9 protein-coding genes are annotated in these 16,128 nt (G+C 68.9%); 6 read left to right on the forward strand and 3 right to left on the reverse strand.

From position 1 onward, the window contains the following. Positions 1-9 precede the first annotated feature (9 nt). On the reverse strand, positions 10-4,146 hold the full coding sequence (locus I1A62_RS27100; protein ID WP_219455387.1) for a bifunctional nitrate reductase/sulfite reductase flavoprotein subunit alpha: 4,137 nt from the start codon (positions 4,144-4,146) through the stop codon (positions 10-12). A gap of 250 nt (positions 4,147-4,396) precedes the next feature. Continuing rightward, positions 4,397-5,848 (reverse strand): CCA tRNA nucleotidyltransferase, encoded by a 1,452-nt coding sequence (locus I1A62_RS27105; protein ID WP_124392373.1) that lies wholly within the window; start codon positions 5,846-5,848, stop codon positions 4,397-4,399. A gap of 149 nt (positions 5,849-5,997) precedes the next feature. On the opposite strand from I1A62_RS27105, the gene I1A62_RS27110 reads away from it, so the two are divergent. From I1A62_RS27110 to I1A62_RS27130, 5 genes are all read left to right on the forward strand, one after another. Then, entirely contained in the window at positions 5,998-6,573 is a 576-nt protein-coding gene (locus I1A62_RS27110) for an NUDIX hydrolase (RefSeq protein WP_124392372.1), read from the forward strand. Positions 6,574-6,575: 2 nt separating this feature from the next. Continuing rightward, positions 6,576-8,972, forward strand: a complete 2,397-nt coding sequence (locus I1A62_RS27115; RefSeq protein ID WP_219455389.1) for a DUF6049 family protein — start codon at positions 6,576-6,578, stop codon at positions 8,970-8,972. Between the two features lie 113 nt (positions 8,973-9,085). Further along, positions 9,086-12,994, forward strand: a complete 3,909-nt coding sequence (gene murJ, locus I1A62_RS27120) for a murein biosynthesis integral membrane protein MurJ (protein ID WP_219461472.1) — start codon at positions 9,086-9,088, stop codon at positions 12,992-12,994. 47 nt (positions 12,995-13,041) lie between these two features. Further along, positions 13,042-13,623, forward strand: a complete 582-nt coding sequence (gene sigM / locus I1A62_RS27125) for an RNA polymerase sigma factor SigM (protein ID WP_124392370.1) — start codon at positions 13,042-13,044, stop codon at positions 13,621-13,623. Positions 13,624-13,713: 90 nt separating this feature from the next. Beyond that, the gene (locus I1A62_RS27130) at positions 13,714-14,463 is read left to right on the forward strand and encodes a hypothetical protein (RefSeq protein WP_124392369.1); all 750 of its coding nucleotides are present in this window, start codon (positions 13,714-13,716) and stop codon (positions 14,461-14,463) included. A gap of 3 nt (positions 14,464-14,466) precedes the next feature. Here I1A62_RS27130 and I1A62_RS27135 read toward each other — a convergent pair whose 3' ends face one another. Then, positions 14,467-15,036, reverse strand: coding sequence for a TetR/AcrR family transcriptional regulator (locus I1A62_RS27135; RefSeq protein WP_219455390.1), 570 nt, complete (start codon positions 15,034-15,036; stop codon positions 14,467-14,469). A gap of 89 nt (positions 15,037-15,125) precedes the next feature. On the opposite strand from I1A62_RS27135, the gene I1A62_RS27140 reads away from it, so the two are divergent. Next, a complete protein-coding gene (locus tag I1A62_RS27140; RefSeq protein ID WP_219455392.1) occupies positions 15,126-16,097 on the forward strand; it encodes an NAD-dependent epimerase/dehydratase family protein in 972 nt (323 codons plus the stop codon). The last annotated feature ends 31 nt before the right edge of the window (positions 16,098-16,128 follow it).

The raw sequence follows: 16,128 nt of genomic DNA on the forward strand, positions 1-16,128 counted from the left end.
GACGAGCGATCAGTACACGTCCCGCACGTAGCGCTTGTCGCTGGACAGCTGCTTCATGTACAGCTCGGTGTCCTCCTCGTCGAGGCGACCGTGGGTGCGGACGACTTCGCGGACCGTCTCGTCGACGTCCTTCGCCATCCGGCTGGCGTCGCCGCACACGTACAGGGAGGCACCCTCCTGCATCCAGCCCCACAGTTTGGCGCCGTGTTCGCGGATGCGGTCCTGCACGTAGATCTTCTGCCGCTGGTCCCGGGAGAACGCCGCATCGAGGTGGGTGAGAAATCCGTCGCGGTGCATAGCTTCCATCTCCTCGCGGTAGTAGAAGTCGGTAGCCTCGTGCTGCTCACCGAAGAACATCCAGTTCTTGCCCGTGTGACCCAATTCCCTGCGTTCGTGCAGAAATCCGCGGAACGGTGCGATCCCGGTGCCGGGACCGACCATGATCATCGGCGCATCGGCGGCCGACGGGGGACGGAAGTGCGCCGACTTCTGCACGAAGATCGGCACGTCGACGTCGTCGCAGTGATCGGCGAGGAACGTCGAGCACACCCCGGAGCGGTTCTTGCCCTCGTGGTTGTAGCGCACCGCGGAGACGGTCAGCTGCACCTCACCCGGGTCCACCTTGGGGCTCGACGAGATCGAGTACAGCCGCGGCTGGAGGCGCTTGAGGACGCCCAGCCACTCCTCCGCGTCGGCGTCGACTTCGTACTGCGCCAGCACGTCCATCGACTGCCGTCCCCACAACCACTGCTGGAGCGCGATCTTGTTGTGCGGGCGCAGCAGTCGCGCCAACTCGGTGTCCTGCGTGCGACTCTGCACGAACCGCAGCAGTTCGGGGGTCACCTTGGTGATCTCGAGTTTCGTGCGCAACGCCTCGCGCAGCGTCATCTCCGGCAGGTCCGGCAGCGTGACGGGAGTGTCCGGGATCGACCGGGTGACCTTCAGCCACTCGTCGACGACGCCATCGCTGTTGGTGGGCCACACACCGAGCGCGTCGCCCGCCTCGTAGGAGAATTCCGGATCGTTCACCTCGAAGCCGAACTGCCGCACGTCCTTCGACGAACCGGCCGCGCTGAGCGGGATGTTCCTCGTCAACCGGGTGACGAGGGGAGACTTCCGGGTGAACGTCGCCGCCTTCTTCGCCGCGGGCCTGGCAGGCGCTGGGGCGGCCTGGGCAGCACCGCCGGCCGCGCGCTCACGGACCAGGTTCTGCACCTGGGTCAGCCACTGGTGCGCCTGGTCCTCGTAGTCGGGTTCGCAGTCGACGCGCTCGGTCAGCCGCTTCGCCTCGAGTTGCTCCAACCGGGCGTCGATCCGCTTGCCGTGCCCGCAGAAGTCGTCGTAGTTCGAGTCTCCGAAAGCCAGTACGGCGTAGCGGGTCTGCGCCAGCCTCGGTGCCTCGTCGCTGCTGAGCGCGGACCAGAAGCTGCTGCCGTTGTCGGGAGCGTCGCCGTCCCCGAACGTGCTGGTGATGATCAGGAGATCGCGGACGTCGGCAAGGCCCGCGACGTCGTAGTCGTCCATGCTGGTCAGGTGCGTGCCGTGGCCGGCTTCCTCGAGCTGGCGGGCGCATTCGGCGGCGAACTCCTCCGCGTTGCCGGTCTGCGACGCCCACACCACGACCACGGGGTGCTGGACCGATTCAGCGGTCGCGGGAGTCGCGTCCGGCGCCGCGGAGCCGTCCGGTACGGCGGAGCGGGAGAACAGCCCCGCCATCAGACCGTCCAGCCACACCCTCTTCGACCCGGAGATCGGCGCGGTGCGCGGAAGGACCGGAACGCCCTGCAGTTCGGTGGACTGCAGACCCGCCAGCAGTCCCGCGAGGTACGTGCGCTCGTGTTCGTCGAAGCTGGGGGAAGCCGAATCGTCCAGTCCGAGAATGCGGCTCATCTCCGCGGCGGGCGAGCCGCTCGCGAGGGTGAGCGCCCCGGCCGGTTCCGCAACCTCGGGCTCGGACACCGGCGCCACCCGGGTCAGGGAGACTGCACACACCTTGAACTCCGGCTGGAAGGACGTGGGGTCGACGGCGTCGTTGGTGACGGCGTTGATGCTGAGGTATTCACCGAACGAGTCGTTCCAGTGGAACGGGGCGAAACAGCCTCCTGGCAGCACGCGGTCGCTGACGACGGCGGGCAGTACCGCGCGGCCGCGCCGGGACGCGACCTCCACCTTGTCGCCTTCGGCGATCGACAGCCTCTGCGCATCGGCCGGGTTGATCTCGACGAACGGGCCGGAGTTCAACTTGTTGAGCTTGGCGACCTTGCCGGTCTTCGTCATGGTGTGCCATTGATGCTGCAGGCGCCCGGTGTTGAGGACCATCGGGTAGTCGTCGTCGGGCATCTCCGCGGGCAGCATGTGCGGGCGCGGGAAGAAGGCGGCCTTGCCGCTCGCGGTGGCGAACGCGAGGCGGGGGAGTGAACCGTCGGGAGCGGACAGCAGGTTCTGGCTGACGCCGTCGTTGACGTAGCGGATCGGGTTGCGGTCGGTGCGGTTGCCGGGTGGACTCGGCCACTGCACCGGCGTCTCCCGCAGGCGGTCGTAGCTGACGCCGCGAAGGTCGTAGCCGGTCTTGGGATTCCAGGTGCGCTTGATCTCCTCGAACACGTCCTCCGAGGATTCGTACGTGAACGCGTCCGCATACCCCATCTCGCAGGCGACGCGGGCGATGATCTGCCAGTCGGGCAGCGCCTGACCGACCGGGTCGACGGCCTGCTGCAGCAGGGTGAGGTTGCGCTCGGAGTTGATCATCACCGAATCCGACTCCGCCCACAGCGCGCCGGGAAGCAGGATGTCGGCGTACCCGTTGGTCTCCGTGTCGAGGAAGACGTCCTGGGTGATCACGAGATCGGCGGCCTCGAGACCCTCGATCACGGTCCGCCGGTTGGCCACGGTGGCAACGGGATTGGTGCAGATGATCCAGCAGGCCTTGATGTCGCCGGCCACCATGCGCTCGAACATGTCGACGGTGCCGGTGCCGACCTCGGTGCGGATGCTGCCTTCGGGCAGCTCCCACAGGTCCTCGATGAACGCCCGGTCGTCGGCGGCGAGCACCGACCGCTGGCCCGGCAGACCGGGACCCATGTACCCCATCTCGCGGCCGCCCATGGCGTTCGGCTGACCGGTGAGGGAGAACGGGCCGCTGCCCGGGCGGCAGATCGCGCCGGTGGCCAGGTGCAGGTTGCAGATCGCGTTGGTGTTCCAGGTGCCGTGGGTGCTCTGGTTGAGGCCCATCGTCCAGCAGCTCATCCAGTTCTCGGCCTCACCGATCCACTGGGCGGCCTGCCGGATGTCGGATTCGGGGATGCCGGTGATCTCCGCGACCTTCTCGGGGGTGTACTCCTCGAGGAATTCCGGCATCACCTCCCAGCCCTCGGTGAACTCGGCGATGAACTCGGGATCGGTGTGCCCGTTGCGCACGAGCAGGTGCAGCAGGCCGTTGAGCAGTGCGAGGTCGGTGCCGGGCGCGATCTGCATGAACAGGCCGGCCTTGTCGGCGGTCGCGTTGCGTCGGGGGTCGACGACGATCAGTTTCGCGCCGGCCTTGATCCGGTCCATCATCCGCAGGAACAGGATGGGGTGACAGTCGGCCATGTTGGCGCCGATCACGAAGAACACGTCGGCCTTGTCGAAGTCTTGGTACGAACCGGGCGGGCCGTCGGCGCCGAGGGACTGCTTGTAGCCGGTGCCGGCGCTGGCCATGCACAGCCGCGAGTTCGACTCGATCTGGTTGGTCCCGACGAAACCCTTCGCCAGTTTGGTGATCAGGTACTGCGCCTCGATGGACATCTGGCCGGACACATAGAAGGACAGGGCGTCGGGACCGTGCTCGTCGAGTTGTTCCTTCAGCCGACGAGCGGTCTCGCTGATGGCGGCGCCGACATCCACCGCGGCGGGCGCCTCCCCGCGCTCGTCCCGCACGTACCCGGTTTCCATGCGGCCACCGGCCACGAGCATCTCCGCGCTCGTCGCACCCTTGGTGCAGAGCCGCCCGAAGTTGGTGGGATGGTCCTTGTCGCCGGACGCCTTGAGCACCCGGCGCGCATTCGTCTCGGGATCGATCCCGATCTCGAGAACCATGCCGCAGCCGACACCGCAGTACGAGCAGGCGGTCTTCACTGTGGAAGTCCCGGCTTTCTGCTGCTGCATCGACTCGCTCCTCACCTGCACGGTCGCCGCGTGTCCACCTGGCTCACGACCTGTATCTATGGTGCCGAGCGGCGTGTTTCGTCGGGATTAACCCCGGTGAGCGTTCGATGACGTCTCTCGCACCCGGCCGCGGGTGCGGTGGTGATATCGGCACAACGGCAACGACAAGTTCTGTGACCGTCGTCACTCGATTCAGGTGTGCAGGGTGGCCGAGCAGGGGGAGGAGTGCTTGAAGCGACCGGCGGAACGGTCAGGCCTGCTGCTCGGCCCACCACGACAGGAGTTCGGCCTCCGCCTCGTCCCGGCTGAGGGGACCCCGGTCGAGCCGGAGTTCCTTGAGGTACTTCCAGGCCTTCCCGACCTCCGGCCCCGCGGGAATGCCGAGCAGTTCCATGATCGCGTTGCCGTCGAGGTCCGGGCGCACCCGGGCGAGGTCTTCCTGCTCGGCGATCCGGGCGATCCGCTCCTCGATGTCGTCGTACGTCGCCTGCAGCGCGGCCGCCCGCCGCTTGTTGCGGGTGGTGCAATCGGCGCGGACCAGCTTGTGGAGACGCGGCAGCAGCGGACCGGCGTCCGTCACGTACCGGCGCACCGCGGAATCGGTCCACTGCCCCTTGCCGTAGCCGTGGAACCGCAGGTGGAGGAACACGAGCTGCGAGACGTCGTCGACCATCTGCTTCGAGTACTTCAGGGCCCGCATCCGCTTGCGGACCATCTTCGCGCCGACCACCTCGTGGTGGTGGAAGCTCACCCCGCCACCCGGCTCGTTGCGTTTCGTGTCCGGTTTGCCGATGTCGTGGAGCAGCGCCGCCCAGCGCAGCACCAGGTCGGGGTCGCCGTCCTCGAGGTCGACGGCCTGCTTCAGCACCGTCAGCGAATGCCAGTACACGTCCTTGTGCTGGTGGTGCTCGTCGATCTCGAGCTTCATCTGCGGGACCTCGGGCAGCACGAAATCGGCCAGACCCGTCTCGCACATCACGTTCATGCCGTCGATGGGGAACTCGCCGAGGATCAGCTTGTCCAGTTCGGCCCGCACGCGTTCGGCGGTGATCCGCTCGATCTGCGGGGCCATGTCGGCGATGGCCCGGTGCACGCGCTCGTGCAGGGTGAACCCGAGCTGGGACACGAAGCGGGCGGCCCGCAGCATGCGCAGCGGGTCGTCGTTGAAGGAGTTCTCCGGCGCCGACGGCGTGTCCATCACCCCGGCCAGCAGCGCGTTCATGCCGTTCAGCGGGTCGACGAAGTCCTGCGAGCCGTCCGCACCGATCCGGACGGCCATCGCGTTGACCGTGAAATCGCGGCGCACCAGGTCGTCCTCGAGCTTGGTCCCGAACTGGACGACGGGATTGCGCGACACCCGGTCGTACGCGTCGGCCCGGTACGTCGTGATCTCGATCTGCTGACCCGCCTTGGCGGCGCTGATCGTCCCGAACTCGATCCCCGTGTCCCACTGGTTGTCGACCCAGCCGGACAGCAGTTTCTGCACCTGCTCCGGGCGGGCGTCGGTGGTGAAGTCGAGGTCGGTGCCGAGACGACCCAGGATCGCGTCCCGGACACTGCCCCCCACCAGGTACAACTCGTGACCGGCGGAAGCGAACTTCTCACCGAGCGGCGTCAGGACTTCGGACAGCTCGCGCAGCGTCACCGCGGCGCCGGCAAGCAGTCGCGTACGGCGCTCGTCGTCGAGAGAAGGGGCAGTCACGTCCAGGAAGCTTACCGAGGTGCGCAAATAGCGAGATACGCATACACGCTGTCACCTCGCAGTTCGGTTCGCCACAGGTGTGTCACGAAGCGTCTCGGTTCGGGTGCGGCGTTCCGGTGGAAACGGCAAAGCCAACTACTATCGATGGGGTGTCTGCTGCCGAACGTGCGAACAGGAGTCGCCGCAACTCGCGGCGGCGCGGCGCCGTCGGCAAACCCGCGAAACCCCACATGAGGACGGTGCGGGAAACCTCGGCGGGTGGGCTCGTCGTCAACGGTCTCGGCGGACCGCGGGAGAATCTGTGCGCCGCGCTGATCGGGCGGACCGACCGTCGTGGGCGGCTGCTGTGGTCGCTCCCCAAGGGGCATATCGAGCAGGGCGAGACCGCCGAACAGACCGCGATGCGTGAGGTCGAGGAAGAGACCGGCATCCAGGGCACCGTCCTCGCGTCGCTCGGCAGCATCGACTACTGGTTCGTCACCGAGGGCCGCCGGGTCCACAAGACCGTCCACCACTATCTGCTGAGATTCCTCGGCGGGGAACTGTCGGACGAAGACGTGGAAGTCACCGAGGTAGCGTGGGTGCCGCTCGCCGAGCTGGGATCACGCCTGGCCTACGCAGACGAACGGAAACTCGCAGAAATCGCCGGTGACTTGATCTCCAAGATGACTACCACTCCGCCCACTTCCGACCTGAAGCTCCAGAAGGGGCCAGACGCCGGATGAGGATGGCTTTGCGTCGGGTCGGTGCCGTGACGTTGACCGCACTCGCGGTCGTTCTGGCCCCCACCAGCACCGTGGTGGCGTCGGCCCAGGACCCGGTGCCGCCGGAGAGCGCCGGGACCCAGCTCGTCGACGAGGACCCCGAGTTCCTCGAACTGCACATCGACAACGTCACGCCGTCCACGGTCACCACCACCAGCGACCCGATCGTCACCGTCACCGGCTCGGTGAAGAACATCGGCGACCGCACGGTCCGCGACGTCAGCGTGCGACTGCAACGCGCTCCCGCCGTCGCGAGCAGCGAGGGCCTCCGCACGTCACTCACACTCGATCAGTCCCGCTACGACACGGTCGGCATGTTCGACACGGTCGCGGGCCGCCTCGACGAGGGCCAGAGCAAGCAGTTCACGCTGTCGCTGCCGCTGCGTTCCGATTCCGACCTCTCCCTCGACATCACCGAGCCCGGCGTGTACCCGCTGATGGTGAACGTGAACGGCACCCCCGAGTACGGCGGCGCCGCGCGCCTCGACGACGCCCGCTTCCTGCTGCCCGTGTTCGGGGTCCCCGGCAGTCCGGCGGTGCCCCCGGACATCTCCAGTCCCGTCGCCGTCACGATGATGTGGCCCCTCGCCGACCGCCCGCGGCTGGCGGCGGGCGTCGCCGGTTCGGTCACCGAACCGGTGCGTCTCGTCGACGACGACCTCGCGACCTCCCTGGACGACGGCGGCCGGCTCGACGAGCTGCTGGGGGCCGCGGAATTCGCCACCCGGGACAGCGTCGACCGGGACCACACGCTGCGGGACAGTCTGTGCCTGGCGGTGGACCCCGACCTGCTGATCACCGTCGAGAACATGACCCGCGGCTATCTGGTGGTGGACGACCCGTCCGATCCCACCGGTTCCGCGCACGAGGGTGCGGGCAAGGATGCCGCGTCGGCGTGGCTCGAGCGCGCCCGGACGCTGGCCGCGTCCATGTGCACCACGTCGGTGCCGTTCGCGCAGGCCGACCTGTCCGCGATCGGTGAGGTCGGGAACGCCGACCTCACCGCGACCGCCGTCGACGCCCCCGCCGACATCGTCGACAACGTGCTCGGTGTCACGTCGCTGCGCAATTTCGTGTGGAGCGACGCCGGCGTGCTCGACGACGCGACGGCGCAGATGCTCCGCGGCGACGACGCGACCACTGCACTCGTGGCCGCGAACTCCGTCGACACGACCGCGCCCCGGGAAAGCGCCCACGTCATCGAGGCGACACCGCCGCCCGCAGCCCCCGTCCCGGCGAACGGGGAGACCACCACGCCGGCGGCCACCGAGACACCGACGGCCACCGGAAGCGTCGACGCGCTGCTGTTCGATCCGTCCGTCGGCACGGCGCTCGCCGCGATGGGGACGACTCCGCAGACTCCGTCCTATACCCCCCAGCGCGCCCGGTACGACCTCTCGGACGATTCCCAGACGGCCCGGCTGCAGGACGCGCTCGGTGCGGTGTCGTGGTCTGCCCTCGAACCGGAGGCCGCCCGGGCCGCCGGCGTCCCCCGATCGCTGATGGTGGTGCCGCCGCAACTGTGGACCGCCGGCGCCGACGACGCGAAGACGCTGCTGTCGACGGTGTCGTCGCTGATGCGCTCCGGTCTCGCGACACCCCGGCCGCTGCCGTCGTTGCTGGGCCGTCAGCCCGGATCACCCGAGATCGCGAGCCTGGACTACCCGGATCAGGCCGCGGAGGACGGCGTTCCCGCCCATATTCGCGACGCCGCCGCCACGCAGATGCCCCGGATCGAGGCGCTGAACGCGGCGCTGGTCGACGACCCGCAGGCCCCGCTCACCCCGGAGCGGTTCACCGCACCGCTCCGCGAGGACCTGGTGCGGTCGATGAGCCTCGCGCATCGCCGCGACGACGAGCGCCGGTCCGCGGAGGAAGCGTCGGACACGCGCGCCGACGAGGTCGCCGAAACGATGGACGACATGTTCGGGGCCGTGACCGTCGTGTCGCCGGGCGGTGTCTACACGCTGGCGTCGGAACAGAGCCCACTGCTGCTGGTCGCCAGAAACGACCTCCCGGTCGGGATCACCGTCCGCCTGCAGGTGGACGCGCCGTCCGGGATGACCATCACCGACATCGGCCCCACCACGCTGCCGCCGCGGGGCAGTCGCACGCTCACCGTTCCCACCGAGGCAAACGACTCCCGCAAGCTCGTCGTCCAATTCTCTCTGACCACGGCCGATGGACAGCAACTGGGAGAGCCGACCAGCGTGACGGTACGGTCCAACGCGTACGGGCAGGCGTTGGCGATACTGACAGCATGCGCGGGTGCTCTGCTGCTGTTCCTCGCCGGCCGCCGGCTGTGGCATCGATTCCGCGGCCAGCCGGATCCAGCTGACGAAGGGTACGAACGTTCATGACCGGGAACTTGCCCAGTAGGGGCCAGAGGCTTCCCGATCGCTCCCATCCCCGGGTCGCACCGTGGGAGCGGGACCACTGGGCTCGGGAGATCCGGCCGGACGAGGCACCGACGGTGCAGTTCGCGGCCATCCGGGTCGACCCCCCGCCGCCGCCTCCGGTCCAGGACTCCGGGCCGTCGACGGCGCCGCAGAAGCAGAGCAACTCCCGTCTGCTGGCGTCCACCGGGTCGATCGCGGTGGCGACGCTCGTCAGCCGCATCACCGGATTCGCCAAGCAACTGCTCGTCCTGACGCTGCTGGGTGGGTCGGTGGCCAGCTCGTTCACCGTCGCCAGCCAGATCCCGAACATGATCTCCGAACTGGTGCTGGGCGCGGTGCTCACCGCGATCGTGGTGCCCGTCCTGGTGCGCGCCGAACGCGAGGACCCGGACCAGGGTGCCGCGTTCGTGCGTCGCCTGTTCACCGCCACGTGTGTGCTGCTCGGAACGGCGGCGCTGCTGGCGACCGCCGCGGCGCCCGTGCTCACCACACACGTCTTCCTGTCGGCCGACGGCAAGGTGAACACGTCTCTCACCACAGCCCTGTCCTATCTACTGCTGCCCGCGATCCTGTTCTACGGACTGTCTGCGCTGCTCACGGCCATCCTCAACACCCGGCAGGTGTTCAAACCCGGTGCCTGGGCTCCGGTGCTGAACAACGTCGTGATGCTGACGGTGCTGGTGATCTACTACGCCACCCCGGGGGAGATCACCCTCGATCCGGTCCGGATGAGCGACCCGAAACTGCTGGTCCTCGGTGTGGGCGTCACGCTCGGTGTCGTCGTGCAGGCGATGAGTCTGGTGCCTGCGATCCGGCGCGAGGGCATCTCGCTGAAACCGCTGTGGGGTCTCGACGACCGGCTCAAACAGTTCGGCGGCATGGCCGTCGCCATCATCCTGTACGTGCTGATCAGCCAGGCCGGCATGATCGTCGCCACCCGCATCTCGTCCCACGCGGACGCGTCGGGTCCCGCGATCTACAACAACGCGTGGCTACTGCTGCAGCTGCCGTACGGCGTGCTCGGCGTGACGGTGCTGACGGCGATCATGCCGCGGCTCAGCCGCAACGCCGCCACCGACGACACCCCCGCCGTGGTCGACGACCTGTCCGTCGCCACCCGGCTGACGATGATCTCCCTGATCCCGATCATCACGTTCCTCACGTTCGCCGGACCGGAGATCGGTCAGGCGCTGTACGGGTACGGCAACTTCGGGTCCGGGGACGCCGAACGTCTCGGCGAGGCCGTCAGCTGGTCCGCGTTCACGCTCATCCCGTACTCGCTCGTCCTGATCCAGCTCCGCGTGTTCTACGCCCGCGAGCAGGCGTGGACTCCCACGTGGATCGTCCTCGGCATCACCGCGGTGAAGATCGCGCTGTCCGCGCTCACCCCGATGATCGCCTCGAGCGACGACCAGGTGGTGATCCTGCTCGGCGTGGCCAACGGCCTCGGCTACATCACCGGCGCCCTCGTCGGCGGGTACCTGCTGCACCGCAGCCTCGGCAATCTCCAGATGGCGAACGTCGGCAAGACCGTGTGGGTGGTCGTCCTCGCGTCCCTCGCGGGCGCCCTCGCGATGCTCGGCGCGGACCGGCTGCTGCAACTCGACCGGCTCAGCGAACTGTTCGGCGGACCGGGTTCGATGGTCCGCGTCGCCATCAGCGGCGTGCTGATGCTCGTCGTCACGTTCGCGATCCTCTGGTTCGCGAAGATCCCCGAAATCGTGTCCATCACCGTCGCCGTCGCCCGCAAGGTCCGCGCGCTGCGCGGTCGCGGCGCCGCACCGGAACCGGAAGTCGACCCGCTCGCGGACGCCGAAACAGAACTGATTCCCGTGGTCCGTGCCACACCGCGCGACGTCGAAGGACAGCCGCGTGGTATCGAACGACCCGGTGGACTCCCGTACCCTGGACACGAGCGGGTCGGATCGCCGCCCGGTAACGGTCGGAGTTGGGCATTCGAAAATGAAGGAGTGAGGGTGAGCGACGACGACGTGGCCGGCAGCAAGAGAGCCGGAAGTTCTACGGTGCAAGCGTCCGAACGCGATTCGGCCGCCGCACCCAACGGCGTCGACGCCCCGACCACCCGGATCTCGTCCGAGTCGGCCTCCACCGGCTCTGCGAAGTCCGACAAGAAGGCCGCCGACGCACCGCAGAAGAAGGACGCGGGCGCCTCGCAACAGAAGCCGGCCGACGCGTCCGCGGGCTCTGCCGACACTCCGAAACCTGCGCAGAGCAAGGAGACCGGGGCCGACGTCGCGAAGAAGGCTGCGCCGAAGACCCCCGCCGAAGACTCCGGCGAGTCTCCCGCCGACGAGCGTCGAGACACACGTCACATGGGATCCGCACCCGCACGGGATCTCAGCTACGACACCGGCGTGATCCCGATCACACCCGCACCCGGTCGTGAGCCCGGAGCGGGCCCGCGTCGTACTCCCCGTGGCCCCAAGCTCATTCCCGGCGCCTCCGTCGCCGGTGGCCGCTACCGCCTGCTGACCCCGCACGGTGGTTCGCGGGGACTGCAGTTCTGGCAGGCGCTGGACGTCAAGCTCGACCGAGAGGTGGCGCTGACGTTCGTCGATGCCGAGCAGCGCTCCACCTCGGCCGGTCCCGAAGGCCCGCAGGCAATCCTGTCGCGCACCCTGCGACTGGGCCGGATCAATTCGCCCGGTCTCGCCCGCGTCCTCGACGTGGTCCGGGGAAGCTCCGGCGGCATCGTCGTCGCCGAGTGGACTCCGGGCCGTTCGCTGCGGGAGATGGCCGACACCAAGCCGTCTCCGATCGGCGCCGCCAGCGCCATCCGCGCACTCGCCGCTGCCGCCGAAACCGCGCACCGGGCCGGTGGGGCACTGTCCATCGACCATCCCGACCGCGTCCGGATCAGTATCAACGGCGATGCCGTGCTGGCGTTCCCGGCCACGCTCGCCGACTCCGACTCGAGTTCCGACGTGCGCGGACTGGGCGCCATGCTCTACGCCCTCATCACCGCCCGCTGGCCGCTCGGCGACCCGTCCGCTCCCGCGGGTGATCCGTCGGGTTCGCAGCGCCCGGGCAGCGTCGGCGGCATGCGACTGGCCGACCGCGACTCCAGCGGGCAGCCCATCGGACCGCGGGTGATCCGGCCGGAGGTCCCGTTCGAGATCTCCGCGGTGGCCCTGCGCTCGCTCGAGCCGAACGGTGGAATCCGCACGGCGGCCACCGTGCAGCACATCCTCGATCAGGCGTCCGTCGTCAACGAGAAGACCGAGTTCATCCCCGTACTGCGGCTCGGGCAGCGGGCCCCCGGCCCGTCCGGTCACGCTCTCGCCGACCCGGAAGCGCTGGAGGCGGAGAAGAAGAAGTCCAACCGGATGATCGCCGCGCTCGTCGGCCTGGCGGTCGTCACGATCATCGTGCTGGCGCTGCTGGGCTTCTGGCTCGCCACGTTCCTCACGGGCAGCAGTTCCGACGCGCCGCTCACCGAACAGGACTTCGGACTCACCACGTCGGCGGAGGCCCCACCGAACCCGGAGTCGACCGCAGCCGCGCCCGCCCCTGCGGCGAACGTCGCACCGATCAAGCCCTCGGGCGCGACGGTGTTCTCGCCGCAGGGCACGCCCGACTCCGCCGCCAACGCCCGGCTGGCCATCGACGGCAACACGTCCACCGTGTGGAGCACCGACTCGTACTTCCAGCCGTTCCCCGCGCTGAAGAACGGTGTGGGCCTGATGGTCACGCTGGACGAGCCGGCGACGCTGTCGAGCGTGTGGATCAACTCGCCGACCCCGGGCACCAACGTCGAGATCCGCAGCGCCCCGTCCGAGAACCCGACCCTCGACCAGACGCAGGTGCTCGGTTCGAAGGTCCTCGGCAACGGTGTCACCGAGATCCCGGTCAAGTCGGAGGGACCCACCAAGAACGTCCTGGTGTGGATCACCGGCCTGAGCAATTCCCGCGGCACGAACCAATCGTCCATCGCCGACATCGGTTTCAACGCCTCCACGTAGTCGGCACCCGATGCTCGCGGACCGGCGAACTGAGCTAACATCCGCCGGTGCGAATCTTCCGGGGGGATTCCGAGGGTGAGCCCTCGGACGTCGACCTGTTGGCTGCGCACGTCGCCGGCGATCGGCACGCCTTCGAGACCCTGCTCGGACGGCATTACGACCACCTGTGGCACGTCGCCAAACGCACCAGCTACACCACCGAGGACGCGGCGGACGCCCTGCAGGAGGCGCTGCTGTCGGCGCATCGCAACGCGGGCTCGTTCCGCCGGGACGCCGCGGTCCGCAGTTGGCTGCACACGATCGTCGTCAACGCCTGCCTCGACCGCATCCGCCGCAACAAGGCCCGTCCGGCGGTGTCCCTGTCCGCCGACGAGGACGACGAACCGCGCGACGCCCGCGATTACGTTTCCGAGGTGGAGCTCAGCCTGGTGGTCGAGCGCGCTCTGGCGCAGCTCCCGCCGGATCAGCGGACCGCGATCGTGGCCGTGGACCTCGAGGGCCGATCGACCAGCGAGGCCGCGGCGCTTCTCGGGGTTCCGGAGGGCACCGTGAAGAGCCGTTGCGCCCGCGGCCGGAAGAAGCTGGCCGCCTCTCTCGAATATTTTCGGGTGGAGGGGAACCGATCATGACTCCGCAGCGTCAAAACGTAATAGGAGCGGGGACGCGTCCTGACGTCCCGGACCATGTCCCGGACCACGATGACTCGGTGAGGAGGTGCCATGGCCGACCGTGAATCCGAGCCGTCCGATACCGCGCTGCCCGAACCTCCCTACTCCGAGGACCTACTCGCGGATCTGCATGCCGGGGTGCTTCCGGAGTCGGTCAGCGATCGCCTGTGGCCACTCGTCCGCAGCGACCCGCAGGCGATGGCCGTCATCGACGCCCTCGACCGGGTGACGGATCAGCTCGGTGCGCTCGGCCGCGACCATTCCGTCTCGACCCCGATCCCCGCCGACATCGCCGACCGCATCAACCGCGCCCTCGCCGCGGAACGCGACACCCCCGCCGAGGCGACGGTGGTGCCGCTCGCCCGGCGCCGGAAGTGGGCTGCCGCTGCCGCGGGAACGTTTGCGGCGGCGGCAGCGGTCGTGGTGGCCGTCGCGGTCGTCGTACCGGACGGCCGGGAATCCGAGCCGCCGCCCGTTGCCCTGCCCGGTTCCGAGACCTCGCAGGCACCGGCGGTCCTCGACCTGGGCTCTGACCTCGACTCCGGACGCCTCCTCACCGTGATCGGTTCGCGGCAGCTCGGACCGCTCGAGGATCCTGATCGGCTCGCAGATTGCCTGCGCGTCAACGGCATCGAGCCGGACCGTGCCCTTCTCGGGTCCGGTGAGGTCCGCGTCGACGGTGTTCCCGGGGTACTGCTCCTGGTGGCCGCGCCGCGTCCGCCGCAGATCACCGCCCTGGTGGTGGGCCGCGAGTGCGGCGCGGGCGATCCGGCCACGATCGCCGTCACCGACATCGGTTGACCCTCAGTCTCTTTCGGATTCCGAGCGGGCGACCGGCATGAGCAACTCGAGGATCTTCGCCCGCAGTTCCGGAGTGTCGTCTTCGACGGCGATCAGGCTCGTGAACAGGGCCGCGCCTGCGGCGAGCACCAGCACGGCCGTCGCGGTGCTCGACTCCCCGGAGTCCGCGCTCCCGAACAGTTGAGTACTCGGCCCGCTGAATCCCCGCCAGAGCGCGGTCCGGAGATCGTCGTGGTCCCGTATCGCGGCCAGCAGTCCCGGCGTGGCCGCCCGCACCTCCGGCCGTGAGAACAGTTCGGCACTGCCGGTCACCACCCAGCGGATCCAGCCCTCGCGGTCGGTGCCCTCGAACGGCGTCAGGTCGGGTGTCGCGCCGAGGATCGCGTCGAGAACCAGGTGCGCCTTCGACGGCCACCGTCTGGTGATGGACGCCCTGCTCACCCCGGACCGCGTCGCGATGGCGCGCATGCTCAGTTGTTCCCAGCCCGACTCCACGAGCATCGCGCGGGTGACCGCGAGGACGTCGGTGTCGATCCGTGGGTCGCGGGGGCGGCCGGTTCCGGTTGCATTCATTGGTTCGAATTGTGGGACAGAAGTGCCGTCCGCGCTATATCGTACCCATTACGAGTCCAGTGGCACCGTAATTCGAACGAGGCAGATACATGAAGATCGCGGTCACCGGTGGCACCGGCTACGTCGGCGCCCACACCACGCTGGCGCTGCTCGCCGACGGCCACACGGTTCGGCTGCTGGTCCTCCCCACCGAATCTCCCGACGCCCTGCTCGCCGCGGCCGGGGCCGACGCCGCACGGATCGAACCGGTGGTCGGCGACATCCGCGACGCCGAAACGGTGTCGCGCCTGCTCGACGGCTGCGACGCACTCCTCCACGCCGCCGGGGTGGTGGGCACCGACGACCGCCGCGAACAGTTGATGTGGGAGATCAACACACAGGCCACCGCCGCGATCCTCACCCGCGCGGCCTTCCTCGGGCTCGATCCGATCGTCCACGTCGCAAGTTTCAGCGCCCTGTTTCCGTCGCCCGACGCCGTCATCGGCCCGGACAGTCCGACGGCGTCGGGCCGTAGCGCCTACGGCCGCACCAAGGCCGCCGCCGACCGCATCGCCCGCGCGCTCCAGGACGCGGGCGCCCCGGTGGTCATCACCTACCCGACCAGCGTCGTCGGCCCCGGTCTCGGACACACGAAGGGTGTCACCGAACAGGGCTGGGGCGCGATCGTCGGCGGCAGGGTGGCGCCCCGATTCGACGGCGGCATGCAGATGATCGACGTGCGGGACGTGGCCGCCGTCCATGCCGCCGCGATGCACCCCGGCCGTGGTCCACGCCGGTACGTCTGCGGCGGCGAACTCGTCGAGTTCAATCAGCTCGTCGACGTCCTCGAACACTCGTCGGGTCGTCGTATCCGGCGCATCCCGCTGTCGGGCGGCGCCTTTCGCACCATCGGGCGGATCGCCGACGTGATCGGCAGGCTCACACCCCTCAGCCCGGGGCTCGGTTACGAGGCGGCCTGGCTCCTCACCTCGGCCACCCCGACGGACGACTCGCGAACCCGCGACGAACTCGGACTCACCTGGCGACCGGCCCGCGCGGCGCTGGCCGCGACGTTCGCCTGAGCACCCATCACTTCCCCCCGAAGGCAGACCA

Source organism: Rhodococcus sp. USK10, from assembly GCF_019378875.1.
GTDB classification, from domain to species: Bacteria; Actinomycetota; Actinomycetes; order Mycobacteriales; family Mycobacteriaceae; genus Rhodococcus_F; species Rhodococcus_F pseudokoreensis.